Genomic DNA, 24,248 nt, shown 5'->3' with positions numbered 1-24,248 from the left:
TCTTGGACCTTGCGGTCCCGTCGCCCTTATTCCATCCGCGCCGTAAGCCGTGAGGCTTACTGCGCCGCCTGACCAGCCGAGGCGTAGGAATTCGCCGGGTTGGTCGCAAACTTTTTCTTCGCGCCTTCGACCCAGGTCGCGAATTCCTGGTCGCTCACGACCCTGACCGCGATCGGCATGAAGGCATGGTCCTTGCCGCACAGTTCCGAGCACTGGCCGTAGAACACGCCGGTCTTGGTGGCCTTGAACCAGCTCTCGTTGAGGCGGCCGGGGATCGAGTCGATCTTCACGCCGAAGGCCGGCACCGCGAAGGAGTGGATCACGTCGGCGCCGGTGGTCTGGATCCGCACCACCTTGTTGACCGGGACCACCATCTCGTTGTCGACGCCGAGCAGGCGCGGCTGCTTGTCCTTGTCGAGCAGCGAGTCGAACTCGAACTTGCCGTTATCCGGATAGGCGTAGGACCAGTACCACTGCTTGCCGGTGACCTTCACCGTGAGATCCGGCTTCGGCACGTCGAGCTCCAGGAACAGCAGGCGGAACGACGGCACCGCGATGCCGACCAGGATCAGCACCGGGATCAGCGTCCAGGCCACCTCGATCAGCGTGTTGTGGGTGGTCCTGGAGGGGACCGGGTTGGCCCTGGCGTTGAACTTCACCACCACGATGATGAGCAACGCGAGCACGAACAGCGTGATCAGGGTGATCAGTACCAGCAGGAAATTGTGAAACCAGATGATGTTTTCCATCACCGGGGTCACGCCTTCCTGCAGCGTGTGCTCCCACGGCGCCGGCTGCCCCATTTCGGCGAAGGCCGATCCCGCGGCGACAGACGCCACACCCGCCACCGCCAACCCCAGCAATTGCCTGCCCAACCGGCCAATCGACATCTTCATGCCGCTCGCGCTCCCTTGCATTATTCCCCAAAGCACCCCCGGCATGTGGCCGAAAATGCAGCACGATCCGCCCTGACAAATGGCCTTCCGGACATACCCGTCTCTGAGTCAAGGTGGGTACGGGAGCCAGATCGCTAGAACGCGTCGAAATCCAGCCTCTCAAACCATAATTCTCCGGCGCTCGCAATGCAGTAGTGGGGCCGAAAGCCATGCGCCTGCGATGAAGCTGCCGCTTGCGATTTTTCCCGCAAAATCAAGCGAAAGCACTTGGACCAATTGTCCATGCCGCTTGACAGGGGGATTACCGGATGTACCCACAGACAGGGCAGCGCACAGGAACCTGATTCGCTGCGGGCTGCCCCAATCCGGCGCGAGAATGGCTTCACGATCGCCTTCAAGGCGCCGTCATTGCGGTATCAGTCGACGCCTGAGCATGATCCGGAAGAGTGGAAACCGGTTTTCCGAAAGATCATGCTCAAACAAGAAGATGAGATCATGATTCGCTTCCGGGAAGCGCATCGTGGCGCGCGTGCTACCGGCGGACGGCCGGACCGACCGAACATCTATAAGGATCGACCCGGATGGGCGCTTCGAACATTCGTTTGACGATGGCCAGCCGGCTCGGCGGCCTCGCGATTCTGGCCCTCTGCCTCGGCCTTTCTCTTGGCCTTTCTCTTGGCCTGACCCAGCCGGCGAACGCGCAAGGCGCGGTGCGCTCGGTCCACGGCGACTGGCAGATCCGCTGCGACACTCCGCCCGGCGCCCAGGCCGAGCAATGCGCGCTGATCCAGAGCGTGGTAGCGGAAGACCGCTCCAATGCCGGCCTGACCGTGATCGTGCTGAAGACCGCCGACCAGAAGAGCCGCCTGATGCGCGTGGTCGCGCCGCTCGGCGTGCTGCTGCCCTCCGGCCTCGGCCTCAAGCTCGACAATCAGGACGTCGGCCGCGCCGGTTTCGTGAGATGCCTGCCCAATGGCTGCGTCGCCGAGGTCGTGATGGACGACAAGCTGCTCGGCCAGCTCAAGAACGCCAAGACCGCGACCTTCATCATCTTCGAGACGCCCGAGGAAGGGATTGGCTTTCCGCTCAGCCTGAATGGCCTGGCGGAGGGGTATGACAAATTGCCCTAGCGGCGCCGAGCGGCACAGGAAAGCGTAGCCCGGATGGAGCGCAGCGCAATCCGGGGCCGCCATCATCGCGGATTGACCAGTCCCGGATTGCGCTGCGCTTCATCCGGGCTACGCCATCTCAACGGACGCCGGCGTAATAGTCGAACAACGCGATCGCCTCCGTGGACAGCCAGTCCGCCTCACCCGTCATGTAGCCTTCGACCTGCCCGGTGATGCCGATCAAAAATGAGATCGGCATGCCGTAGAGCGCGAACGGCGTATCGACCTCGGCGGCGTCGACGCGCGAGACGAGACCACCGGGATCGAAGCCGATCGCGAGGTGGCGCAGCTTGAGCTGCTTGACGTAGGGCGCGACCGGCGCGCGGTTGCGATCGGTGCTGATAGCGACGACCACGAGATCGCGACGGCCGCTGGCGGCAAGGCGGTCCAGCATCGGCAGCTCGGTCCGGCACGCCGCGCACCAGGTGGCCCAGAAGTTCACCAGCACCATCTTGCCTTTGAACGCCGTGAGATCGAGCGCGCCGCCGGCGAGCGCCGGGATCGCGACCGGCGGCACCGGGCGGGCGCCTTCGACCTGCGTGAACTGATGCCGGATGGTGCCGAATTGCGGCGGTCCCGACGCTGCGCGCGCAGCTCCGGTGGGCATTGCGAGCGAGGCGCCGGCGCCAATCATGCCGGCAACGACCGCGCGGCGCGTCGGTGCGTGAGCTGACGTCATGACAAGTTCTCCGCTTGGCTTGATGGCCACATCGCTCAGGACCGGATGTAGGACCAGCCAGCTTCCTGCAATTCGATGATGCGCCCGGGCCCGTTCGGCACCAGGTCGACATGATCGAGCAGCACCAGCGGATGTCCCTCGGCGCGCTCCATGCCGAGCTTGGTGGCTTCGCAGACAACCAAGCGGATGTCGGGCGTGAGCCCCCGCACCACCCGCAGCAGATCCTTCACCGGCGAGGTATCGGCGCGCAGCATGTGGACGCCAGCATTGTAGGCGACGACCTCGATCTCGAACGGCTCGTTGCGCTCCCGATAATATTTCGGGAGGTTGAGCGCGGTCGAGATCAGCGCCCGCATCGAGGTCGGGTCGTCGCTGTTGATCGGCAGCACAACTTGGTGCACGCGCGGCTCGGGCTTCTTCGGCTCGGGCTTCGAGACCGCCGCGACCGAACCGGTGAGCAGCATTGTCGCGGCGAACGGCACCGCGAAGGCCAGCACCAGCCCGGTCACGACCGTCAGCGTGCGGCGAGAGATGCGCATCGCGCTCGCCTCACGGCGCGCTCGCGAGCAGGGCGAACTGGCTACGCTTGGCGTAGGCGACGATCACACTCAATGTCAGCAGCACGAGGGGGGGCACCGGCGAGCCGCCGATCACGAACAGATGCGTGATGGTGGCGCCGACCATGATGCAGCTCAGCAGCACGCCGCCGAACGCCGCGACCGGGGGCAGCAGGATCAGGACCGCGCCGAGCAGCTCCAGCGATCCGGTGAAATAGCGGAACCACTGACCGAGCCCAATATGCTCGAATTCCTCGACCAGCATAGGCACACCGTAGAGCTTGGCGGCGCCAGCGGCGGCAAAGGCCAAAGCGAGCAGTCCCCTGACGACCCAGAGGCTGACGGATTTCCAGCGCGACGGCGCCGCGGCAACTGCAACTGACATTGATGACTCCCGAGTTGTTCGTAAGGCCGGACCGCGGCCACCCGACCGATCGGCGGCTGGCCCGCGGCTTTCGGTGGTCTAAATTCGGGAGTAAGATGAAAAGAACAAGTAGGATGCTTTTTGTGAGGTAGTATGAAAAAACTGACTATTGAGCCCGCCGAGCCTCCGGTGGCGTCCGAGCCGTGCAACGGCGACCTGTCCGCGCAATTTCATCGCGCGCTGTCGGTGCTGGCCGGGAAATGGAAGGGCGACATCCTCTGGCAATTGGTCGAGCGCAAGCGGCGATTCGGCGAGCTGCGCCAGTCGATCCCCGGCGTAACCCAGCACATGCTGACCACGCAGCTGCGCGATCTCGAGGCCAACGGTCTCGTCAAGCGCACGGTCTATCCCGAGGTGCCGCCTCGGGTTGAGTACGAGATGACGCCGTCCGCCAAGGCGCTCAAGCCGGTGTTCGACGAGCTGTACCGGTGGGCGCAGGAGCATGGCTTTCCGACCTCGGCACAAGGCACCGCGCAGCCGAAGCCGCAATCGGCCGATGCAGCCGAGCGCGAAAGCCAGCCGCGGAAGGCGGATCGGCGCTCAAGGTGATGACGACAAGGTGACGAGCCCGACGGGGCACTGTGATCGACCGCATAGCCGCAGGCACTCCCGGTTTGCCACCCCAACCACTATCTTTGATGATCGCCGTCCGGGCCTGAACCGGGACCGGTACAGGTTTCCGGGTTGTAAGATGAGTTTTCCGCTCGTCTCTGCTTCAATCCCCCGAAATCCTTGGCTTCCGGGTTCCCCACTGGCAATCAGTTGCGCTTCAGGCAAGGATGACGAGGAATCGCCAAGCAATCGCATTGCGTCGGAGTGACCATGACCAATCCCGCCACGACCTCCCTGCTCGACCGCGCCAATCTAGACCGCGATGCTGTCCGCCGCGAGGTGTCCCGCGGCCTTGAAGGCGCCGACGACGGCGAGCTGTTCCTGGAGTTCGGGCAGACCGAGGCGCTGGTGTTCGACAACGGAAGGCTGAAGCAGGCGACCTATGACACCTCGCAGGGCTTCGGCCTGCGCGCGGTCAAGGACGACGCGGTCGGCTATGCGCATTCCTCCGACGTCTCGATCCCGGCGCTGATCCGCGCCGCGGATGCGGTCGCGGCCGTGCGCGGCGGCTATGCCGGCACTTTCGCCGCGGCGCCCGCCCACACCAACATCAAGCTCTATGGCGACGAGAACCCGCTGGACGGCCCGGCGTTCGAGGCCAAGGTCAAGCTGCTCGGCGAGATCGACGCCTATGTCAGGGAAAAGGACCCGCGGGTGCGTCAGGTCTCGGCCAGCCTCACCGCGACCTGGCAGGTGGTCGAGATCCTGCGGCCCGACGGCGAGAGCTATCGCGACATCCGCCCGCTGGTGCGCGTCAACATCTCCGTCGTCGCCGGCCAGGGCGACCGCCAGGAGAGCGGCAGCAAGGGCTATGGCGGCCGCGAGGGCTATGCCCGCTTCATCGAGACCAAGGCCTGGCGCGACGCCGCCGACGGCGCGCTGCGCGAGGCGCTGGTCAATCTCGAATCGGTGCCGGCGCCCGCCGGCGAGATGGACGTGGTGCTCGGCGCCGGCTGGCCCGGCGTGATGCTGCATGAGGCCGTCGGCCACGGGCTCGAGGGCGACTTCAACCGCAAGCAGACCTCCGCCTTTGCCGGCCTGATGGGCCAGCAGGTCGCCGCCAAGGGCGTCACCGTGGTCGACGATGGCACCATGGCCTCGCGCCGCGGCTCGCTCTCGATCGACGACGAGGGCACGCCGACCAACCGCACCGTGCTGATCGAGGATGGCATTCTGGTCGGCTACATGCAGGACCGCCAGAACGCCCGGCTGATGGGCATGAAGCCGACCGGCAACGGTCGTCGGCAGAGCTATGCCCATGTGCCGATGCCGCGCATGACCAACACCTACATGCTGTCGGGCGACCGCGACCCGGCCGAGATCATCGCCTCGGTGAAGAACGGCATGTACGCCGCCAATTTCGGCGGCGGCCAGGTCGACATCACCTCGGGCAAATACGTGTTCCAGTGCACCGAAGCCTACAAGATCGAGAACGGCAAGCTCGGCGCGCCGCTGAAGGGCGCCATGCTGATCGGCAACGGACCGACCGATCTCCACAGGATCACCATGATCGGCAACGATCTTGCGCTGGATACGGGAATCGGCACCTGCGGCAAGAACGGCCAGGGCGTGCCGGTCGGCGTCGGCCAACCGACGCTCAGGATGGAACGGATTACGGTCGGAGGAACGGGCTAGTGAGCAGCGGAAACGAAGTCGTGACGGCCAAGCCGACCAGCTGGCGCGGGCAGGCCGTGCAACTGGCCGCGATCGTGGCCGTCGTGTTCCTCGCCAAGGGCGCGATCGCCGAGCCGTTCTACGTGCCGTCGGGATCGATGGAGCCGACGCTGCTGATCGGCGACGCGCTGGTCGCCTCGAAATATCCCTATGGCTACGGCGCGGCTTCGCTGCCGATCCAGATCACGCTGCCGGAAACCGGCCGCGTGTTCGGCGAGACGCCGAAGCGCGGCGACGTTGTCGTGTTCCGCTGGCCGGGCGACCGCTCGCAGGCCTGGGTCAAGCGCGTGGTCGGGCTGCCCGGCGACCGCATCCAGATGCGGCAGGGTCAGCTCTTCATCAACGATCATGCGGCGACGCTGAAGCCCGACGGCACCGGCTTCGCCGAAGACGATCGCGGCGGCGGCGAGGAGGCGTATCGCTACATCGAGACGCTGCCGAACGGCGTCAACCACGCGATCTTCAAGATTCGCGACAACGGCCGGCTCGACAACACCCAAGAGGTGACGGTGCCGCCGGGCAAACTGTTCGTGCTCGGCGACAATCGGGACAATTCCGCCGATAGCCGCGTGCCGGTGCGCGACGGCGGCGTCGGCCTCTTGCCGATCGACAATCTGATCGGCCGCGCCGACGCCGTGGTCGGCTCCTGGGACCTCGGCATCCGCAGCCAGCCGGTCTGGACCTGGCTCTCAGGCTTCCGCCTCGCGCGCTTCTTCACCTCGGTGCAGTAGACGCGTAGCCCGGATGGAGCGCTGCGCAATCCGGGATCTCCCACTCGGCAAGATGTCCCGGATTTCGCTTCGCTCCATCCGGGCTACATTCCTTGCGGGATGATAGTCGTGACCTTCGACGACATCAGGCACATCGCGCTGGCATGGCCGGAGGTCGAGGACGGCTCGTCCTATGGCACGCCGGCGCTGAGGGTGCGCAACAAGATGCTGGTGCGGCTCAAGGAGGACGGCGACAGCCTGGTGATGCCGGGCGTGCCGCCGGAGGAACGCGACGTGCTGGTCGAGCATCAGCCCCAAGTGTTCTACTTCACCGATCACTACCGCGATTACCCGACGGTCCTGATCCGCCTGTCGAAGGCCAAACGTCACACCGTCGAGCCCTTGCGGCGCCGGCACTGGCGCACGCTGGCGTCGAAGAAGGCGGTCCGGGACTACGACGCGACCGCCTCGTCGTGACGCAGGACGAATTCCTCGCAGCCGCGCTGCGCAACCCGGCCAATCAAGCCATCACCGACGAGTTGTACCGCCTCGGCTTGCCCGATGCGTGGCTGGTCGCCGGCTGCCTAGTGCAGACCGTGTGGAACGTGCTGACCAGCCGGCCGCTCGATCATGGCATCAGCGACCACGACATCTTCTATTTCGATCCGGATACCTCATGGGAGGCGAGGACGCCGTGATTCGCGAACTCAAGGCACGGCTTGGCCATCTCGGTGTCGCGATCGAGGTGCGCAACCAGGCCCGCGTCCATCTCTGGTATCCCGACAAGCACGGCCTGTCCTACCCGGCGCTGTCGCGTTCGATCGACGGCATCGATCGCTTCCTCACCGAAAACACGCAGATCGGCATCCGCCGCACCACGCGCGGCTACGACGTCTATGCGCCGAACGGTTTCGATGATGTCGCCGGCATGATCGTGCGGCCGAACCGAACCGCGAACTTTTCGCCGGCGAACTATGCGACGAAGGCGGCGCGCTGGAAGGCGCTCTGGCCCGAGATCACGGTGCTGGCGGCGGAGTAGCCTGTCGTCGCTTCGTAGCCCGGATGAAGCGCAGCGAAATCCGGGGCAGGCCCGTCCGCGGTGAGTGGAGTGCACCCCAAAAGTGAGACACGGGAAATTAGGGACAGTTCTCTAACGGAGAATGTATGTCCAACAAATCACCCCGTGTTTTCAGCCGAGAGTTTAAGCTCGAGGCGGTCCGTCGCATTCTGGCGGGTGAGCGCATAAAGGCTCTTTCCCAGGAGCTGAATGTGTTGCGTAAGGACCTCTATGCATGGCGCGATCTATTTCGTGCCGGCGGGGCGGAGGCGCTGCGGCCGATCGGCCGGCCGCGCAAAAGTGATGCGGTTGCGCCGAGCGTGAAGGAGCGGGCACGCGATGTTGCGACTGCCGACCCTGGTGCGCCGGAGCGCATTGCCGAGCTTGAGCGCAAGATCGGCCAGCAGCAGATTGAACTGGATTTTTTTCGGCAAGCCTTGCGGCGGGTCAAGGAAGCACGCCGGCCGAGCACCGGGCCTGGCGTGACGGGGTCTACGCGGTCATCCAGGCGATGACGATGCCCCCGCGGCAAGGCGAGCTGACGATCGAGCGGATGTGCGTGCTGGCTGGCGTCAGTCGGGCCGGCTATTACCGGCACTGGGCGGCTTCCGCCCCACGTGCCGAAGAAACCGGCGTGCGGGACGCGATCCAGCGGCTGGCGCTTGCCTATCGGCATTACGGCTATCGCCGCATCGCCGCCCAGTTGCGCCGTGAGGGCTTGGCGGTGAACGGCAAACGCGTGCTGCGCCTGATGCGAGAGGACAATCTGTTGTGCTTGCGGCAGCGGCCGTTCGTGCCTGTGACGACAGACTCGCGCCACCCCTGGCGCGTGGTACCGAACCTCGCCCGCGGCATGGTGCCTGATGGCCTCGACCAGCTCTGGGTGGCGGACATCACCTACATCCGTCTGCAGGAGGAGTTCGCCTATCTCGCCATCATGCTCGATGCCTTCAGCCGGCGCGTGATCGGCTGGGCTCTGGAAACGCACCTGGAGGCGCGTCTGGCGGTTACAGCGCTCTCCATGGCGTTGGCGGCGCGCCAGCCGACGCCCGGTAGCCTGATCCACCACTCCGATCGCGGCATCCAGTATGCCTGCGGCGACTACACGGACCTACTTCAGCGGCACGACATTGCCCCGAGCATGAGCCGGGTCGGCAATCCCTACGACAATGCCAAGGCGGAGAGCTTCATGAAGACCCTCAAACAGGAGGAGGTCAACGGCCAGACTTACCGCGATGCGCAGCATGCCAGAAATGCAATCGGCGCCTTCATCGAGGAGGTGTACAATCGCCAACGGCTACACTCGGCCCTGGCTTATCGGCCGCCAGCCGAGTTCGAAGCAAGTTTACCGCGATGCAGGGCTGCTGCGCAGCAGCCCCGCATCGCGCCCGTAACCCATCAACCCGCCCAGCCGCCTCAAGCGCTCGGCACCTGTCCCTGATTATCGTGTCTCACATCAGGGGTGCAGTTCAGAGCGCGGTCCCGGATTGCGCTTCGCTCCATCCGGGCTACAGAATCAACGCACCACGCCCGACGTGAACCCCGCCTTGCGGCGCGGCGGCTTGATCTCTTTCTTCAGGAAGCAATGCGCGTCGCGGCCGGCATAGCCGGGCCGGGCGTAGGTCCAGGCGCGGCACTTGTTGTCGGCGGTGCAGGCGGCCTGGCAGGCCTCGTCGCCGTCGCTGCTCTTCAGCTCGAAATTCTTGTAGTCGCCGCCGAGCCGGTCGATCGAGGTTTCGATGGCGCCGTTGCGCGGCTCGACCACACCCGCGCCGCGCACCCCGGAGACGCAGCAGACGTTCTGCACCCGTGGCGGCACGGTGCTCTTCAGCCAGCACACCGCCCCATTATTGGCGTCGGTCGGATAGTTGAAGCTCCAGGCGCGGCAACGGCGGTCACGCTCGCAGGTCAGCGCGCAATCGGCCGGATCGCCCGTCGTCACCGGCGCGTTGAGATAGTCGCCGCCGGGGCGGTCGAAATTGGTCTGCGCCAATGCCGGGCGCGCGACGACCGCGGCCGCAAGGACCGCAAACATCACCACACACGCCCTAAAGTGGCGGCCTATCCCCATGAGATTGCTTTCAAATTCGCGCAGCCCCGCGCGTTTAGCGGGGCGTCATTTGAACGCCATGAACCTGTACGGCGGATGAACGGCGGGTGCGACACCACCGCCGTTCGCGCGCGCCTCACGCCCGGATCGGATCCAAGCGGGGACTAAAAGGCGTATTCCTGATAGGCCGGTTCCACCGAGCCCTTCCAGGGACCGTTGAACTTCTCCAGCATCTCCTCGGCCGGCGAGCGGCCGGCCTCGATGATGCGCTCGAGCGGTTCGAGGAAGCGGCTCTCGTCGCGTCCGAGATGATCGATCCGGCCGCGCCGCCGCAATCCGGCATGCGACAGGATCAGGCACTCCTTGGCGATCTCGAACAGATAGCGATCCTTGATCCGCGACTTGAAGCCGAAACGCGGCACGTCGTCACGCAGCGCCTGCCGCTCCGGCGCGGTCCAGTGGCGGACGATGTCCCAGGCGGCGTCGAGGCTGTCATTGTCGTAGAGCAGCCCGACCCAGAACGCCGGCAGCGCCGGCAGCCGGCCCCACGGCACGCCGTCGGCGCCGCGCATTTCGAGGTAACGCTTCAACCGCACCTCGGGGAAGATCGTCGAGAGGTGATTGGCCCAGTCCGACAAGGTCGGGCGCTCGCCCGGGAAGGCGGCATTCTTGCCGGCGAAGAAATCCCGGAACGAGGAGCCGGAGACGTCGATATATTCCTCGCCGCGCTTGACGAAATACATCGGAACGTCGAGCGCGTAATCGACATAGCGCTCGAAGCCCATGCCGTCCTCGAATGCGAACGGCACCATGCCGCTGCGCGCATTGTCGGTGTCACGCCAGATCTCGGAACGGAACGACAGGAAGCCGTTGGGCTTGCCTTCGGTGAACGGCGAGTTGGCGAACAAGGCGGTCGCGATCGGCTGCAGCGCCAGCGACACCCGCAGCTTCTTCACCATGTCGGCTTCGGAGGAGAAGTCGAGATTGGTCTGCACCGTGCAGGTCCGGAACATCATGTCGAGGCCGTATTTGCCGACCTTCGGCATGTAGTTTCGCATGATCTTGTAACGCCCCTTGGGCATCATGGGGATCTGCGCGCGCGACCAGGACGGCGTCATGCCGAGGCCGAGGAAGCCGATGCCGAGCGGGGTTGCGATCTCCCGCACCTGCGCCAGATGCGCCATCAATTCCGACTGCGTCTGATGCACGGTTTCGACCGGCGCGCCCGACAGTTCGAACTGCCCGCCGGGCTCGAGCGAAATCGCGCCGCCGCCGGTGACATCATAGAGGCCGATGATGTTGCCGCGCTCCATGATCGGCTCCCAGCCGAGCAAGAGCTTCATGCCCTCGAGCAGCGCGCCGATGCCCTTGGCGCCTTCATAGGGCACGGGCTGATGGCCCTCCAGCGTGAACGGAGTCTTCTCGTGCTCGGTGCCGATCCGGAATTCGGACTCAGGCTTCACGCCGGCTTCAAGCCACGCCACGAGTTCGTCGCGCGACTGCAGCGGCGTCATGTCGATCTGGTCACGCGCCATAGATAATCCAACTCAAGGGCGCTTCGATCGAAGGCGCGCGGTGGCAGGGACATCCGCGAGCCACAACGGCTGCGGATGATGGAATCAGCAATATCATCGGGCAGGCACGCCGTCTCGCGCAGGCGCAGCCTTGCTGTCAGCCTTGGTCTCGTTCTTGACGTCGCCTTTGGCGTCGCCGCAGGCGCAGCCGAGCCGGTCGAGCAGGCCGCACAGCCTGGTTGCGTCGGCGTCGGATAATTTCGAGCCGACATGCTTGTCGATCGCGGCGGAATAGGCGTTCCACATCCGCTTCTGCAGCTCGCGTCCAGCCTCGGTGATCTCGACGAACTGGCCGCGCTTGTCGATCTTGCATTCGCGGCGGGCGGCGAGCCCCTCGTCGACCAGCTTGTCTATGAGCCGCGAGGTCGAATATTGCGGGATCAGCATCTGGCGCTCGAGCTCGACCGGGCGCAGCTCGCCCGACGGCGCGCGGGACAGCTCGAGCAAAGCGTCATACCAGGCGAGCGGCGGAAAACCGGCCTTCTTCAAATCCTGCTCGACGCAGTCCAGCACCCGGCTCGGCACCCGCATCAGGCGGATCCAGGCGGCCGTCGCCTCGCTCGATAGCTTGCGTTTCATGGTCTAGCTCATAGGGTCCCGGCACCGACTGTACCGCACTGAATGCATCTGCATCAATCTTGACTATTTCATGCAGGCGCATGTAGGCAATCCCTCTCCGGACGCCAAGAACAAGGGAAGGAATACCCCTATGAAGCTTTATTACACCCCCGGTGCCTGCTCCCTCTCCCCCCATATCGCCCTGCTCGAGGCCGGGCTGCCCTACGACCTGGTCAAGGTCGATCTCCGCGCCAAGAAGCTCGAAAACGGCGACGATTTCCTCCAGGTGAACCCCAAGGGCCAGGTGCCGGCGCTGGCGCTGGATACCGGCGAGATGGTCACCGAGGGGCCGATCATCATCCAGACGATCGCCGACAAGGCCGCCGACAAGAAGCTGGCGCCGGCGCGGGACTCCAACGAGCGCTACAAGCTGCTCGAATGGCTGAACTACACCACGACCGAGCTGCACAAGAATCTCGGCCCGATGTTTTCGCCCGTGCTCGCCGACGACGCCAAGGCCTTCTTCAAGGACCGCGCCATGGGCAAGTTCAAATATGTCGAGAGCCAGCTCGCCGGACGCGACTATTTGATGGGCAACCAGTTCACGGTCGCCGACGGCTACCTCTTCACCATGATCATGTGGGCGCAGGATCGGCTCGGCTTCGACTTCTCCGGCCTGCCGAACGTGACCGCCTACAAGGCCCGCGTCGCGGCGCGCCCGAAGGTGCAGGAGGCGCTGAAGAAGGAAGGCCTGCTCAAGGCGGCCTGAGCTCGCTCACAGCGACCGCGATAGAGCCGGGTCGGCCGATCCGGCTCTTTTTTGTTGTGGGTTCGCCGATCCTCTCTCTCGACACCGGAGGCGGAACGTCTCAATTTAACCTGCATTAAAGCGATTAATACTAAGTCGGTGTAGTTCCGGCTGAGGGCGTGGCCGTCCTTGTTCGCGCGATCCAACTGACCGACTATGACCTGCGGCGCGCCCTCCGCTCCAACTGGTCTAAAAATGTGACGATCGCCTTTACCCTTTTATTGACCAGCACCCTGGTTGGGCTGGCAACCAGTTTGTACTTTCGGGTTTGGACATTGATGCTGGAGTCGCCGCTGGTCGCGGTGCTCGCGGCGATCGTGCTCCAATCCGACGGCTTCTCCTTTGCCACTGGCGCTCCGATCGTCGTCGCCTGTCTCGCGTTCAACCAGTTCGCCTATCTCGCTGGCGCCTTGCTCTCTCCGGAGACTGACGGCTCAATGGCGGAAGAAATTGACGGCCTGCCAGACCGTCGCGGCGAGCACAATATCCGCGGCCAGAACGAGTAGCGCGAGGCCGGCCCATGACGGGCCTTTGCCCCGCAGACGCAGCGGCTTCCGCCACCGCGATGACCGCAAGGAAAACAAGGAATCCTTCGGCGCGATCTCCGCGGCACCTTCCTTGAACGCAGAACTCATCGCACGACACCCTCACGCTGATCGTCGCCCCGGCGATCGACGAGCAAGAGTGATGCCAGCAGCGTGGTGCCAGTGGGGAACGAGCGTGGCGGGACTTTGACGCGCATGACCGTCGCGCAACAGGATCAAGTCGGATCGATGACCGGCTTGATCCTGCGCGAGTTCGCCCCAGAAGTTTACGCCGCCTGCTTCTTCGGCGGGAAGCGGCCGTAGAAGGTTTCGCCCTTGGCGGCCATCTCCTCGAGCAGCTTCGGCGGCGTGAAGCGCGAGCCGTACTTCTTCTCGAAGCTGTGGCAGAGTGCGACGAAGTTCTTGGTGCCCATGAAGTCGATGTAGGACAGCGCGCCGCCGGTGAACGGCGCGAAGCCGAAGCCGAGGATCGAGCCGACATCGGCCTCGCGCACGTCGGTGATGACGTGATCCTCGACGGTGCGCGCGGCCTCCACCGCCTGCACCACCAGGAAGCGCTGCTTCAACTCCTCGACGCTGAGCGTGTCGGGATCGAGCTGCTTGGGCTGCAGATTGGCGAGCCCCGGCCACAGGCTCTTCTGGCCCTTGCCCTTCTCGGGATAGTCGTAGAAGCCCTTGCCGTTCTTGCGGCCGAAGCGGCCCTGCTTCTCGACCATCTCGACCATCAGCTTCTTCTGCGCCTGGTCGATCGCGTTGGGGCCGAGATCGGCCTCGGTCGCCTTGGTGATCTTCAGGCCGAGATCGAGCGCGACCTCGTCCTGCAGCGACAGCGGCCCGACCGGCATGCCGGCCATCTTGGCGGTGTTCTCGATCATCGCCGGCGGCACGCCCTCGAGCAGCATCTCGTTGCCCTCGGAGATGTAACGCATCACGCAGCGGTTGGCGAAGAAGCCACGGGAGTCGTTCACCACGATGGGCGTCTTGCCGATCGCGCGGACATAGTCGAGTGCGGTCGCCAGCGCGACGTCGCCGGTGTTCTTGCCGAGGATGATCTCGACCAGCATCATCTTCTCGACCGGCGAGAAGAAGTGGATGCCGATGAACTTGCCCTGATCCTTGAACTCCTCGGCCAGCGAATTGATCGGCAGGGTCGAGGTGTTGGAGGCGAAGATCGCGCCCGGCTTCAGCAGCGGCTGGGCCTTGGCATAGGTATCCGCCTTGACCTTGCGATCCTCGAACACCGCCTCGATGACGAGGTCGCAGTCCGAGATCACGTTGTAGTCTGATGTGGCCGAGATCCGCGCCAAGATGGCATCGGCCGCGTCCTGCTTCATCCGTCCCTTGGCGATCAGGCCGTCGACCACGGTCTTGGCGTGGCCCTTGCCCTTGTCGGCGCTTTCCTGGTCGCGATCGACCAGCACGACGTCGATGCCGGCCTGCGCCGAGACATAGCCGACACTGGCGCCCATGAAGCCGGCGCCGATCACGGCGAGCTTCTTGACCTTGGTCGGCGGCACGCCCGCCGGGCGGCGGGCGCCCTTGTTCAGTTCCTGCATCGACAGGAACAGCGACCGGATCATCGCCGCCGCTTCCTTCGAGCGCAGCACCTTGGTGAAGTAGCGCGACTCGACCCGCAGCGCGGCGTCGATCGGAAGCTGCAGGCCCTCATAGACGCAGCTCATGATGGCGCGCGCGGCCGGATAATTGTCGTAGGTCTCGCGGCGATAGATCGCGTTGCCGGCCGGGAACATCTGCATGCCCATCTTGGAGAAGACGGGGCCGCCGGGCAGCTTGAAGCCCTTCTCGTCCCACGGCGCGACCGCCTTGCCGCCGCCCTTGATCCAGTCCTTCGCGGCCTTGATCAGGTCGGCTGCCGGCACCACCGCGTGAATCAGGTTGAGTGCCTTGGCGCGGGTGAGATTGACCGCCTCACCCTTGAGCAGCAATTGCATCGCGTCCGCCGGCTGCACAAGACGCGGCACGCGCTGGGTGCCGCCGGCGCCGGGGAACAGGCCAACCTTGATCTCGGGCAGGCCGAGCCGGGTCTTCCGGTTCTCGGCCGCGACGCGGTAGTGGCAGGCCAGCGTGATCTCGAAGCCGCCGCCGAGCGCAAGGCCGTTGATCGCGGCGACCCACGGCTTGCCCGAGGTCTCGATCGCGCGGAACGACTGCGACATCTGGCGGCTCTGCTCGAACAGCATCTGGTTCGCGGCTTCCTCGCCCTTCTCCTTGAAGAGCTGCGCGTAAGAGCGGTTCATGCCCTCGAGCATCGAGAGGTCGGCGCCGGCGCAGAACGCCTCCTTCGCCGAGGTGATTACGACACCCTTGATCGCAGGATCGCTGGTCGTCTGCTTGATGATCTCGCCGATCTCCTGGGTCGAGATCTCGTCGAACACGTTCATCGAACGATCAGGGATGTCCCAGGTGACGAGCGCAATGCCGTCGGCGTCGACATCGAACTTGAAATTCTTGTAAGCCATGTTGCTCGCTCCCCTCGCCTCAGACGCGCTCGATAATGGTGGCGGTGCCCATGCCGCCGCCGATGCACAGCGTCACCAGCGCGGTTTCCTTGTTGGTGCGCTCGAGCTCGTCGAGCACGGTGCCGAGGATCATCGCGCCGGTCGCCCCTAACGGATGGCCGAGCGCGATCGCGCCGCCATTGACGTTGATCTTGGCGTTGTCGATGTCGAACGCCTGGATGTATCGCAGCACCACCGAGGCGAAGGCCTCGTTGAGTTCGAACAGGTCGATGTCCGACTTCTTCATGCCGGAGCGCTCGAACAGCTTTTCGGTGACGTCGACCGGGCCGGTCAGCATCATCGCGGGCTCCGAGCCGATATTGGCGAATGCGCGGATCTTCGCCCGCGGCTTCAACCCGTGCTTGGCGCCCGCCTCCTTGCTGCCGAGCAGCACGGCGCCGGCGCCGTCGACGATGCCGGAGGAATTACCGGCGTGATGCACGTAATTGACCTTCTCGACCTCGGGATGCGACTGCATCGCCACCGCGTCGAAGCCGGCCATCGCCGCCATCGCCGCGAAGGACGGCTGCAGCTGCGCCAGCGACTGCATCGTCGTGGTCGGGCGCATGTGCTCGTCCTTGGCGAGGATGGTCAGGCCGTTGACGTCCTTGACCGGCACCACCGACTTGCCGAAGCGGCCCTCGTCCCAGGCCTTGGCCGCGCGCTGCTGGCTCTGCACCGCGTAAGCGTCGACGTCGTCACGCGAGAAACCGTATTTGGTCGCGATCAGATCGGCCGAGATGCCCTGCGGCATGAAATAGGCCGGCACCGCCATCGAGGGATCCATCGGCCAGGCGCCGCCGGAGGCGCCGATGCCGACGCGGCTCATCGATTCCGCGCCGCCACCGATCACGAGCTCATGCTGGCCGCTCATGATCTGGGCTGCGGCGAAGTTCACGGCATCGAGGCCGGAGGCGCAGAAGCGGCTGATCTGCACGCCCGGCACCTTCTCGCCGAGGCCGGCGTTCAGCGCCGCGAAACGGGCGATGTCCGAGCCGGCCTCGCCGACCGGGTCGACCACGCCGAGCACGACGTCGTCGACGGAGTCCTCGGGAAGACTGTTGCGCTCCTTGAGCGACTTCAGCGGCACCGTGGCGAGCGCCAGCGCGGTGACCTCGTGCAGTGCGCCGTCGGCCTTGCCGCGGCCGCGCGGGGTACGAACGTGATCGTAGATGTATGCCTCAGGCATGACGCCCTCCTTGATATGAGGATCATAATATATACGGAAGGACACGCCGCCGCAGCCGTGCGGCGGCAATTTTTCAAGGCTTTCTTGTTTGACGCGTTTTCTTCACGCGAACCGGTCTCCACTTCGCTGGAAAACGCTTCAGAACGCTTCCGCGGCCAATTCCATCGTGGTGGCGCTGCCGCTCTGGATCCGGGCCAGATGCACGGCGGTCTCCGGCAGCAACTTCTCCATGAAGAAGCGGCCGGTCACGAGCTTGGTGTTGAGGTACGGCGTGGTGCCGGCGGCGGCCTTGTCCTGCGCCACCTTGGCCATCTTCGCCCACATGTAGCCGAGCGCGACGAGGCCGAACAATTTCATGTAGTCGGTCGCCGCGGCGCCGGCATTGTCGGGCTTGGCCAGCGCGTTCTGCATCAGCCAGCCGGTGGCCTGCTGCAGATGGCCGAGCGCGGTGGAGAGCGGGGTGATGAACGGCTTCATAGCCTCGTCGGCACCATGCTCCTTGGCGAAAGCGCCGACCTCGCCGAAGAACGCCATCGCGGCACGGCCGCCGTCGCGCGGCAGCTTGCGGCCGACCAGGTCGAGCGCCTGGATGCCGTTGGCGCCTTCATAGATCATCGCGATGCGCGCATCGCGCACGAACTGCTCCATGCCGTGCTCGGCGATGTAGCCGTGGCCGCCGAACATCTGCTGCGCCGAGACCGTGTTGGCGAACCCGGTGTCGGTCAGGACGCCCTTCAGCACCGGCGTCATCAGGCCCATGTGATCGTCGGCAGCCTGGCGATCCCCAGCGTCGTTGGAGCGGTGCGCGACGTCGCTCTTCAGCGCGGTCCACACCACCATGGCGCGCGCTGCCTCGTTGAAGGCGCGGATGGTGAGCAGCGTGCGGCGCACGTCGGGATGCACGATGATCGGATCGGCCGGCTTCTCGGGTTCCTTCACGCCGGTCAGCGAGCGGCCCTGCAGGCGCTCGCGGGCATAGGCGACCGCGTTCTGATAGGCGACCTCGGACTGCGCGAGGCCCTGCACGGCGACGCCGAGGCGAGCCTCGTTCATCATCACGAACATGCCCTGCATGCCCTTGTTCTCTTCGCCGATCAGCCAGCCGGTGGCGTTGTCGTAGTTCATCACACAGGTGGAATTGCCGTGGATGCCCATCTTGTGCTCGATCGAACCGCAGCTGACGCCGTTGCGAGCCCCGAGCGAGCCGTCGGCATTGACCAGCACCTTCGGCACCACGAACAGCGAGACGCCCTTGATGCCGGCCGGCGCGCCTTCGATGCGCGCCAGCACCAGATGGATGATGTTCTCAGTGAGGTCGTGCTCGCCGGCGGAGATGAATATCTTGGTGCCCGTGATCTTGAAGCTGCCGTCGGCCTGGCGCACCGCCTTGGTGCGGAGCAGGCCGAGATCGGTGCCGCACTGCGGCTCGGTCAGGTTCATGGTGCCGGTCCACTGGCCGGCGACCATCTTCGGCACATAGGTCTGCTTCTGCTCGGGGGTGCCGTGCACCAGGAGCGCCGCGGTCGCGCCCATGGTCAGCCCGCCATACATCGAGAACGCCATGTTGGCGGAGATCTGGAATTCGTTGACCGCCTGCGAGAGCGTCACCGGCAGGCCCTGGCCGCCGAATTCCGTCGGCGCCGAGAGGCCGAGCCAGCCGCCTTCGGCGACCTGCTTGAAGGCGTCCTTGAAGCCCTTCGGCGTGGCGACGCTGCCGTCGTCATTGCGCTTGCAGCCTTCGAGATCGCCTGTGCGATTGAGCGGCTGCAGCACCTCTTCGCTGAGCTTGGCGGCCTCGCCGAGGATCGCCTCGCGTACATCGGCCGAGGCATCGGTGAAGCCGGGAAGATTGCCGTAGCGGTCGATCTGGAAAACGTCGTTGAGCAGGAAGCTGACGTCTTCGACGGGGGCTTTGTAGGTTGGCATGCTGGTCTCCCGGCTGGCACGTGGCCGCATATGCGACGGACGCTGCGCAGCGTGTCCTTGGGTTGTTGGAGCGGACCTTATCCGGTTCCGGAGGTCCGCGGCAGATGCTATCGCGACTGTGATTGCGAAGTTGCGCCGCTTTGCTTCATCAACTCCTCGCCCATCATCCGATGCAGCAGGTTGATCGCCTTGAGCGGACGCACCATCACCTTGAAATGCGTGATCCGGCCGTCACCATCGAATGTGATGATGTCGACGCCGTTGAGCTTGATGCCGTCGATCTCGTTCTCGAATTCGAGCACCGCGCCGGCGTCATTGCGCCACTCGCCGAGATACTTGAAGGTCGGGCCGCCGAGCACCTTGGCGGCGCTGGTGAGATATTTGAAGGTGATGTCGCGGCCGCGCTGCGGCGTGTGCACGACCGGGCTTTCGAACACCGCGTCGGGATGCAGCAGGTCCCACAGGGCGGCGGTGTCGTGGGACTTCATGTAGGCGTACCACTTGTCGAGGCCCGGCTTGCTCATTCGGACGTCTCCTGCGGCGGGGTTAAGAAGCCTGGACATCGGCGCACGCGACAGCGGCACGCCGATCACCATATGCATATTGACGCATATGCACACTAACGCATAAAGTCAAGCGAACTTCAGCATGACCTTTTGGGGAACTGAGATGGAGGTGGGCGTTGGCACTCGGTGACGCAATCCTTGCCTGCCTCACGGAACGTCCGATGACGGGCTATGAGCTCGCCAAGACGTTCGATGCGTCGATCGGCTTCTTCTGGAAGGCCGACCATCAGCAGATCTACCGGGAGCTCTCGCGGCTGCGCGACAAGGGGCACGTCCAGGGCCGCGAGGTGGTGCAGTCCGGCAAGCCCAACAAGCTGGTCTATACCCTGACCGCCGAAGGCCGCGCGGCACTGAAGCACTGGGCAGCGCGCCCGAGCGTGCCGCCCTCGATCAAGGACGACCTTCTGGTCCGGCTCTATGCGCTCGACTGCGTCGACATCGAGCCGCTGCGCAACGACCTGATGGCGCGGCTGGAGCATCATCGCGATCGCTATGAGCGCTACGAGCGCCTGCTCAACAAGCGCTTTCCCGACGGCACCGCGCCGCCGGCCGATGTCGGCAAGATGCTCAGCCTGCGCCTCGGCATGCGCCATGAGCGCATGGTGGTGGAATGGTGCGAGGAGGCGCTCGACGCGCTCTCGGCGATGTCCGGCCGCAGCAACGTGCTGCCGCTCGACGACGGCAAGCGCGAAAGCAACGGCTAGAAACAAATCTCCAACCTCCCCTTGAAAAGGGGAGGTCGCTTTTCTCGCAGAGCAAAGCGGGTGGGGATCATCGCTCTCCACATACAGCGTCGCCTGCGGCAAACCCCCATCCCGACCTTCCCCCTTTTAGGGGGAAGGAGAAGCTTGGCGGCGACGCAAGTCGCTGTCCTGATCCGGCGCAACAGGTTCCCGGATTCCCTAACTTTAGCGCCCGTCGGGCGCATTCCTTAACCCGTTATTTACCGTGACGGGAAAAAGTCAGCAGCTGAGGCAGACGCCCGGCGCAGAATTCGATTGTCTCTTAACGGGAATGCGCGGGGAGGCTGCGGGCGCAGGGTGTAGCGCCGGAGTCGGGACCGGACGGAATCATGAATTCGCGCGTATCGTGGAGTGTTGACGGCATCGATCCCTCCGTCCGCGACAGGGCCGAGGCGGCTGCGCGCCGCGCCGGCATGTCGCTGAACGACTGGCTCAACTCCACCGTCGGTGAACCGAGCCCGCCGGATTGGCGCATGGAGCAACGGCAGCCGATGCCGAGCCGGGAAAGCCGCGAGGTCGCCGATATCCACCAGCGGCTCGACGCCATCACCCGGCAGATCGAACAGATTGCAAAGCCTCTGACGCGCGCCGAAGCGGTGCGCGCCGAAGTGCCGCGCGGCCAGCCCGCCGTCGCGCGACAGCTGAACGACGCGATTTCGCGCCTCGATGCCCGGCTGTCGCAAATTTCGCGGCCGCAGCCGGCGCGCGAGCCGCAGCCACAGCCGATGCGTGAGTCGCAGATGCAGCGCGAGCCGCAGATGCATGACCGGCAACTGGAGGAGAGGCTGCGCCAGGCGGAGGCGGTCGAGCGCGCCGCAGCCCAGGTCTATCGCCCCTCGCCGCCACTGAGCCCGGCCTCGTTCGATTTCGCGATCGCGGAGATCGCCGCGCGCCAGAACGAGCTCGACGTATCAGCGCAACGCCAGATGCCGCCGCGCGGCGCGCCGCCGATGCCGCAATCGGCGCCGCCGATGGCCGCCTATGCGCCACCGCCGCCTGCCGGGCCCGACTTCTCCTCGCTCGAGCGTCAGCTGCTCAAGATCACGAGCCAGATCGAGGCGCTGCAGCGGCCCGACCATATTGAACAGTCGATCGCGGCCTTCCGCGGCGAGCTTGCGGAAATCCGCCAGGCGATCACCGAGGCGATGCCGCGCCGGGCGATCGAGTCGATCGAGAACGAGATCCGCTCGCTGCATCACCGGATCGACGAGCTCCGCCAGGAGGGCCGCAACGGCCAGGGCCAGGCGATCGCCGGCATCGAACGCGCGCTGTCGGAGATCCGCGAGTCGCTGCGCACGCTCACGCCCGCCGAGCAGCTCACCGGCTACGACGAGGCAATCCGCAATCTCGGCGCCAAGCTCGACATGATCCTGCGCGCCAACGACGATCCGTCGACGGTGCATCAGCTCGAGAGCGCGATCGCCGCGCTGCGCGCCATCGTCTCCAACGTCGCCTCCAACGACGCGCTGCTGCAGCTCTCCGGGGACGTGCATGCGCTGGCCGCGAAGGTCGACCAGCTGTCGCAGATGTCGCGCGCCGAGACCCATGGCGATGCCTTCGCCGGGATCGAGCAGCGCATTGCCGCATTGGCCTCGACGCTGGAGACCCGCGAGCGGCCGGCCGGCTACGACAACACCGATGCCATCGAAGGCGCCCTGCGCTCGCTGTCGGAGCGGATCGACCGTCTGCAGGTCGGCAACGACAGTTCGTCGGCATTCACCCATCTCGAGCAGCGCGTCTCGTATCTGCTCGAGCGCCTGGAGTCCGCCGACCAGCGCTCCGGCAATCTCGGCCGGGTCGAGGAAGCGCTGCATGACATCATGCGGCACCTCGAGGCGCAGCACGCCCCACATCGCCTCGCTCGCCGACGCCGCCCGCAACGTCAACACCTCCTCGCCGCAGCCGATGATGGACAGCGGCATCGTCGACATGGTGAAGCGCGAGCTGTCCGACATCCGCTTCAGCCAGTCGGAGACCGACCGCCGCACCCAGGATTCGCTGGAGACCGTTCACAACACGCTCGGCCATGTCGTCGATCGTCTCGCGATGATCGAGAACGATCTGCGTACGGTGCGCACCGCGCCGCCTGCTCCCGCGCCGGCCGAACCGCGGATGGAAGCTCCGCGGATGGAAATGCCGCGCGCGGCGATGTCGCAGCCGGTCGCGCAGCCCAAAGCTGAAGCGTACAAGCCTGAATCGTACAGGCCCGAATTGCCCAATCCTGCGCTGGCGCAGGAGCACTTCATGTCCGCGCCGCGCGAATTCCATGCCGCGCAGCCGGTCGAGAGCGCGCCGCCGCCGCCGCTGCCGCCGCGTGCGATCAGCGAGATCCTCGAGCCGCATGCGGCGTCCGCACGCGCCGCGATCGCGCCGGACCTGCCACCGGATCATCCGCTCGAACCGGGTACACGCCCCTCCGGCCGCGGCGCTTCGCCGTCGGAGCGGATCGCGGATTCCGAGCGCGCGATCTCTGATCTTCCCGCCGGCAAGAAGGAGCCGGTCTCGACATCGAGCTTCATCGCCGCCGCACGCCGCGCCGCGCAGGCCGCTGCCGCGCAACCCGTCAACGAGAAGGCGGCGCGCGCCGCGAGCAAGGCTGCAGCCAAGGCCAAGGAGAAGGCCGACAAGGCCGCGAAGGCGGCTGCCGCCAAGGCCGGCACGGCCGCGGCCGGCGCGACGGCGACTGGCGCGCCGGAGGCGCAGCCTTCGACCATCACCTCCAAGATCCGTTCGCTGCTGGTCGGCGCGAGCGTGGTCGTGATCCTGCTCTCGACCGCCAAGATGGCGATGAACCTGCTCGACACCAGCTCCGCGCCGCAGGTGCCGACGATCGAGCACAGCGAGCCGGCCACGCCGCCCATGCAGCCGCCTGCCGAGAATTCCTTCGCGCCCGCCCCGGCTGCGCCGTCCGGCGGACCCGGACCGTCAGTGCCCGGGCCGTCGATGACCTCGCCGACCCCGCTCGGCCGCCAGTCCAACAATACTCCGGCGCCGAACACGCTCGACAGCGCGCAGGTGACGATCCCACCGGCAATCGCGCCCGCACCCGCCGTCGCGCCTGAGCCGACCGCGGCGCCAACAGCCGCCGCCAACGACGTCACCGGCACGATTCCGACCGCGCCGCCGCTCGGCGGCAAGCTCGCCATGGTCCAGATCCCGGCGGGCGAGAAGCTGCCCGATGCGATCGGTGGTCCGGCGCTGCGCAGCGCCGCGATCAAGGGCGATGCGGCCGCGGCCTATGAAGTCGGCGTCCGCTTTGCCGAGGGCAAGGGCGTGACCACCAATGTCGACGAAGCCGCCAAATGGTATGCCCGCGCAGCGCAGGCCGGCGTGGTGCCCGCGATGTTCCGGCTCGGCACCTTCTACGAGAAGGGCCTCAGCGTGAAGCGCGACTTCGATGTGGCACGACGCTACTACGTGCAGGCCGCCGAGCGCGGCAACGCCAAGGCGATGCACAATCTCGCCGTGCTCGACGCCGATGGCGGCGGCAAGGGCGCCGACTACAAGAGCGCCGCGCAATGGTTCCGCAAGGCGGCCGATCGCGGCGTTGCCGACAGCCAGGTCAATCTCGGCATCCTCTATGCCCGCGGCATCGGTGTCGAACAGAACCTCGCCGAGTCCTTCAAGTGGTTCAGCCTCGCGGCCGCGCAGGGCGACGCCGACGCCGGCCACAAGCGCGACGATATTGCCAAGCGGCTCGACCCGCAGTCGCTGGCCGCAGCGAAGCTGGCGATCCAGACCTTCACCGCCGAGCCGCAGCCGAGCGATGCGGTCAACGTGCCGGCGCCCGCCGGCGGCTGGGACGGCGCGGCCGCGCAGCCCGCCGCGGCGAAGCCGGTCAAGCAGCCCTCGAAGCGGACCGCGGCGCTCGCCGCTCCAGCTCACTAGGTTCGAGACGGCTGCGGCGCCCTGACGGCGCCGCTGTCCTATACCTCAGGCCTTCGGCCGTGTAGACAGGCGCGCAGTTCCGCGCCGTCGGGGCGCGCGTTCCG

General features: G+C 65.7%; 22 protein-coding genes and 2 pseudogenes. 13 read left to right on the top strand and 11 right to left on the bottom strand.

Annotated features, from left to right (window positions below; translation table 11 throughout):
* Positions 1–56: 56 nt before the first annotated feature.
* Positions 57–896, bottom strand: coding sequence for a cytochrome c oxidase subunit II (gene coxB / locus ACVMDN_RS41545; RefSeq protein WP_026191935.1), 840 nt, complete (start codon positions 894–896; stop codon positions 57–59).
* A gap of 282 nt (positions 897–1,178) precedes the next feature.
* Between coxB and ACVMDN_RS41540 the strand changes: the two genes are divergently transcribed.
* On the top strand, positions 1,179–1,502 hold the full coding sequence (locus ACVMDN_RS41540; RefSeq protein ID WP_141341606.1) for a hypothetical protein: 324 nt from the start codon (positions 1,179–1,181) through the stop codon (positions 1,500–1,502).
* Positions 1,478–2,026, top strand: coding sequence for an invasion associated locus B family protein (locus tag ACVMDN_RS41535; RefSeq protein ID WP_076832351.1), 549 nt, complete (start codon positions 1,478–1,480; stop codon positions 2,024–2,026). Before ACVMDN_RS41540 ends, ACVMDN_RS41535 begins: the two co-directional genes overlap by 25 nt.
* Before the next feature lie 118 nt (positions 2,027–2,144).
* Here the strand turns inward: ACVMDN_RS41535 and ACVMDN_RS41530 are convergent, their stop codons facing one another.
* The 3 genes from ACVMDN_RS41530 to ACVMDN_RS41520 are packed head-to-tail and all read right to left on the bottom strand — an operon-like array spanning position 2,145 to position 3,686.
* Positions 2,145–2,744 carry a TlpA family protein disulfide reductase gene (locus ACVMDN_RS41530; RefSeq protein ID WP_210262973.1) on the bottom strand — a complete coding sequence of 200 codons (600 nt, stop codon included), beginning with the start codon at positions 2,742–2,744 and terminating at the stop codon, positions 2,145–2,147.
* 35 nt (positions 2,745–2,779) lie between these two features.
* Entirely contained in the window at positions 2,780–3,283 is a 504-nt protein-coding gene (locus ACVMDN_RS41525; protein WP_076832355.1) for a DsrE family protein, read from the bottom strand.
* Positions 3,284–3,293: 10 nt separating this feature from the next.
* Complete coding sequence (locus ACVMDN_RS41520) at positions 3,294–3,686, bottom strand: DoxX family protein (RefSeq protein ID WP_076832358.1); 393 nt, start codon at positions 3,684–3,686, stop codon at positions 3,294–3,296.
* Positions 3,687–3,818: 132 nt separating this feature from the next.
* Between ACVMDN_RS41520 and ACVMDN_RS41515 the strand changes: the two genes are divergently transcribed.
* The 7 genes and pseudogenes from ACVMDN_RS41515 to ACVMDN_RS41485 all read left to right on the top strand — a co-directional run bounded on the left by ACVMDN_RS41515 (position 3,819) and on the right by ACVMDN_RS41485 (position 9,219).
* Positions 3,819–4,274 carry a winged helix-turn-helix transcriptional regulator gene (locus tag ACVMDN_RS41515; RefSeq protein ID WP_083715159.1) on the top strand — a complete coding sequence of 152 codons (456 nt, stop codon included), beginning with the start codon at positions 3,819–3,821 and terminating at the stop codon, positions 4,272–4,274.
* A gap of 273 nt (positions 4,275–4,547) precedes the next feature.
* Entirely contained in the window at positions 4,548–5,972 is a 1,425-nt protein-coding gene (gene tldD / locus ACVMDN_RS41510; RefSeq protein WP_076832361.1) for a metalloprotease TldD, read from the top strand.
* Positions 5,972–6,742: a signal peptidase I gene (gene lepB / locus ACVMDN_RS41505; protein WP_016847099.1), complete on the top strand. Its 771-nt coding sequence runs from the start codon at positions 5,972–5,974 to the stop codon at positions 6,740–6,742. The genes tldD and lepB overlap by 1 nt, the downstream gene beginning before the upstream one ends.
* Before the next feature lie 108 nt (positions 6,743–6,850).
* A complete protein-coding gene (locus tag ACVMDN_RS41500) occupies positions 6,851–7,198 on the top strand; it encodes an MmcQ/YjbR family DNA-binding protein (protein ID WP_076832832.1) in 348 nt (115 codons plus the stop codon).
* A pseudogene (locus ACVMDN_RS41495) lies at positions 7,195–7,760 on the top strand (nucleotidyltransferase family protein). Before ACVMDN_RS41500 ends, ACVMDN_RS41495 begins: the two are co-directional and overlap by 4 nt.
* A gap of 125 nt (positions 7,761–7,885) precedes the next feature.
* Positions 7,886–8,293, top strand: a complete 408-nt coding sequence (locus ACVMDN_RS41490) for a helix-turn-helix domain-containing protein (protein WP_168857970.1) — start codon at positions 7,886–7,888, stop codon at positions 8,291–8,293.
* A gap of 2 nt (positions 8,294–8,295) precedes the next feature.
* Positions 8,296–9,219, top strand: coding sequence for an IS3 family transposase (locus tag ACVMDN_RS41485; protein WP_253587443.1), 924 nt, complete (start codon positions 8,296–8,298; stop codon positions 9,217–9,219).
* A 75-nt stretch (positions 9,220–9,294) separates the two neighbouring features.
* Here ACVMDN_RS41485 and ACVMDN_RS41480 read toward each other — a convergent pair whose 3' ends face one another.
* The 3 genes from ACVMDN_RS41480 to ACVMDN_RS41470 form a co-directional block, all read right to left on the bottom strand.
* Complete coding sequence (locus tag ACVMDN_RS41480; protein WP_076832364.1) at positions 9,295–9,849, bottom strand: PAN domain-containing protein; 555 nt, start codon at positions 9,847–9,849, stop codon at positions 9,295–9,297.
* Positions 9,850–9,992: 143 nt separating this feature from the next.
* Positions 9,993–11,363, bottom strand: a complete 1,371-nt coding sequence (locus ACVMDN_RS41475; protein WP_076832366.1) for a glutamate--cysteine ligase — start codon at positions 11,361–11,363, stop codon at positions 9,993–9,995.
* A gap of 93 nt (positions 11,364–11,456) precedes the next feature.
* The gene (locus ACVMDN_RS41470; protein WP_016847103.1) at positions 11,457–11,981 is read right to left on the bottom strand and encodes a MarR family winged helix-turn-helix transcriptional regulator; all 525 of its coding nucleotides are present in this window, start codon (positions 11,979–11,981) and stop codon (positions 11,457–11,459) included.
* 130 nt (positions 11,982–12,111) lie between these two features.
* Between ACVMDN_RS41470 and gstA the strand changes: the two genes are divergently transcribed.
* Positions 12,112–12,729: a glutathione transferase GstA gene (gene gstA / locus ACVMDN_RS41465; RefSeq protein WP_310885489.1), complete on the top strand. Its 618-nt coding sequence runs from the start codon at positions 12,112–12,114 to the stop codon at positions 12,727–12,729.
* A gap of 158 nt (positions 12,730–12,887) precedes the next feature.
* Positions 12,888–13,274: a hypothetical protein gene (locus ACVMDN_RS41460; protein WP_229191373.1), complete on the top strand. Its 387-nt coding sequence runs from the start codon at positions 12,888–12,890 to the stop codon at positions 13,272–13,274.
* 305 nt (positions 13,275–13,579) lie between these two features.
* Here the strand turns inward: ACVMDN_RS41460 and ACVMDN_RS41455 are convergent, their stop codons facing one another.
* From ACVMDN_RS41455 to ACVMDN_RS41440, 4 genes are all read right to left on the bottom strand, one after another.
* The gene (locus tag ACVMDN_RS41455; RefSeq protein WP_076832368.1) at positions 13,580–15,793 is read right to left on the bottom strand and encodes a 3-hydroxyacyl-CoA dehydrogenase NAD-binding domain-containing protein; all 2,214 of its coding nucleotides are present in this window, start codon (positions 15,791–15,793) and stop codon (positions 13,580–13,582) included.
* 19 nt (positions 15,794–15,812) lie between these two features.
* Positions 15,813–17,021, bottom strand: coding sequence for an acetyl-CoA C-acetyltransferase (locus ACVMDN_RS41450; protein WP_076832834.1), 1,209 nt, complete (start codon positions 17,019–17,021; stop codon positions 15,813–15,815).
* Between the two features lie 138 nt (positions 17,022–17,159).
* Positions 17,160–18,947, bottom strand: coding sequence for an acyl-CoA dehydrogenase C-terminal domain-containing protein (locus tag ACVMDN_RS41445; protein WP_057016064.1), 1,788 nt, complete (start codon positions 18,945–18,947; stop codon positions 17,160–17,162).
* A gap of 107 nt (positions 18,948–19,054) precedes the next feature.
* Positions 19,055–19,471, bottom strand: coding sequence for a nuclear transport factor 2 family protein (locus ACVMDN_RS41440; protein ID WP_076832836.1), 417 nt, complete (start codon positions 19,469–19,471; stop codon positions 19,055–19,057).
* Positions 19,472–19,629: 158 nt separating this feature from the next.
* Here ACVMDN_RS41440 and ACVMDN_RS41435 point away from each other — a divergent pair, with 158 nt between their 5' ends.
* Positions 19,630–20,217 carry a PadR family transcriptional regulator gene (locus ACVMDN_RS41435; protein WP_057016062.1) on the top strand — a complete coding sequence of 196 codons (588 nt, stop codon included), beginning with the start codon at positions 19,630–19,632 and terminating at the stop codon, positions 20,215–20,217.
* Positions 20,218–20,585: 368 nt separating this feature from the next.
* Positions 20,586–24,144: pseudogene (locus ACVMDN_RS41430) on the top strand (SEL1-like repeat protein).
* Positions 24,145–24,248 lie beyond the last annotated feature (104 nt).

The sequence above is a fragment of the Bradyrhizobium sp. USDA 4510 genome (assembly GCF_054059095.1).
The sequence above is the reverse complement of the archived record's forward strand: the minus strand, read 5'-3'. Positions and strand labels throughout refer to the sequence as shown.

Excerpts from the sequence above, each read along its gene's own strand:
- coxB (WP_026191935.1), bottom strand. The coding sequence starts at position 896 with ATGAAGATGTCGATTGGCCGGTTGGGCAGGCAATTGCTGGGGTTGGCG.
- ACVMDN_RS41540 (WP_141341606.1), top strand. The coding sequence starts at position 1,179 with ATGCCGCTTGACAGGGGGATTACCGGATGTACCCACAGACAGGGCAGC.
- ACVMDN_RS41535 (WP_076832351.1), top strand. The coding sequence starts at position 1,478 with ATGGGCGCTTCGAACATTCGTTTGACGATGGCCAGCCGGCTCGGCGGC.
- ACVMDN_RS41530 (WP_210262973.1), bottom strand. The coding sequence starts at position 2,744 with ATGACGTCAGCTCACGCACCGACGCGCCGCGCGGTCGTTGCCGGCATG.
- ACVMDN_RS41525 (WP_076832355.1), bottom strand. The coding sequence starts at position 3,283 with ATGCGCATCTCTCGCCGCACGCTGACGGTCGTGACCGGGCTGGTGCTG.
- ACVMDN_RS41520 (WP_076832358.1), bottom strand. The coding sequence starts at position 3,686 with ATGTCAGTTGCAGTTGCCGCGGCGCCGTCGCGCTGGAAATCCGTCAGC.
- ACVMDN_RS41515 (WP_083715159.1), top strand. The coding sequence starts at position 3,819 with ATGAAAAAACTGACTATTGAGCCCGCCGAGCCTCCGGTGGCGTCCGAG.
- tldD (WP_076832361.1), top strand. The coding sequence starts at position 4,548 with ATGACCAATCCCGCCACGACCTCCCTGCTCGACCGCGCCAATCTAGAC.
- ACVMDN_RS41490 (WP_168857970.1), top strand. The coding sequence starts at position 7,886 with ATGTCCAACAAATCACCCCGTGTTTTCAGCCGAGAGTTTAAGCTCGAG.
- ACVMDN_RS41485 (WP_253587443.1), top strand. The coding sequence starts at position 8,296 with ATGCCCCCGCGGCAAGGCGAGCTGACGATCGAGCGGATGTGCGTGCTG.
- ACVMDN_RS41480 (WP_076832364.1), bottom strand. The coding sequence starts at position 9,849 with ATGGGGATAGGCCGCCACTTTAGGGCGTGTGTGGTGATGTTTGCGGTC.
- ACVMDN_RS41475 (WP_076832366.1), bottom strand. The coding sequence starts at position 11,363 with ATGGCGCGTGACCAGATCGACATGACGCCGCTGCAGTCGCGCGACGAA.
- ACVMDN_RS41470 (WP_016847103.1), bottom strand. The coding sequence starts at position 11,981 with ATGAAACGCAAGCTATCGAGCGAGGCGACGGCCGCCTGGATCCGCCTG.
- gstA (WP_310885489.1), top strand. The coding sequence starts at position 12,112 with ATGAAGCTTTATTACACCCCCGGTGCCTGCTCCCTCTCCCCCCATATC.
- ACVMDN_RS41455 (WP_076832368.1), bottom strand. The coding sequence starts at position 15,793 with ATGGCTTACAAGAATTTCAAGTTCGATGTCGACGCCGACGGCATTGCG.
- ACVMDN_RS41450 (WP_076832834.1), bottom strand. The coding sequence starts at position 17,021 with ATGCCTGAGGCATACATCTACGATCACGTTCGTACCCCGCGCGGCCGC.
- ACVMDN_RS41445 (WP_057016064.1), bottom strand. The coding sequence starts at position 18,947 with ATGCCAACCTACAAAGCCCCCGTCGAAGACGTCAGCTTCCTGCTCAAC.
- ACVMDN_RS41440 (WP_076832836.1), bottom strand. The coding sequence starts at position 19,471 with ATGAGCAAGCCGGGCCTCGACAAGTGGTACGCCTACATGAAGTCCCAC.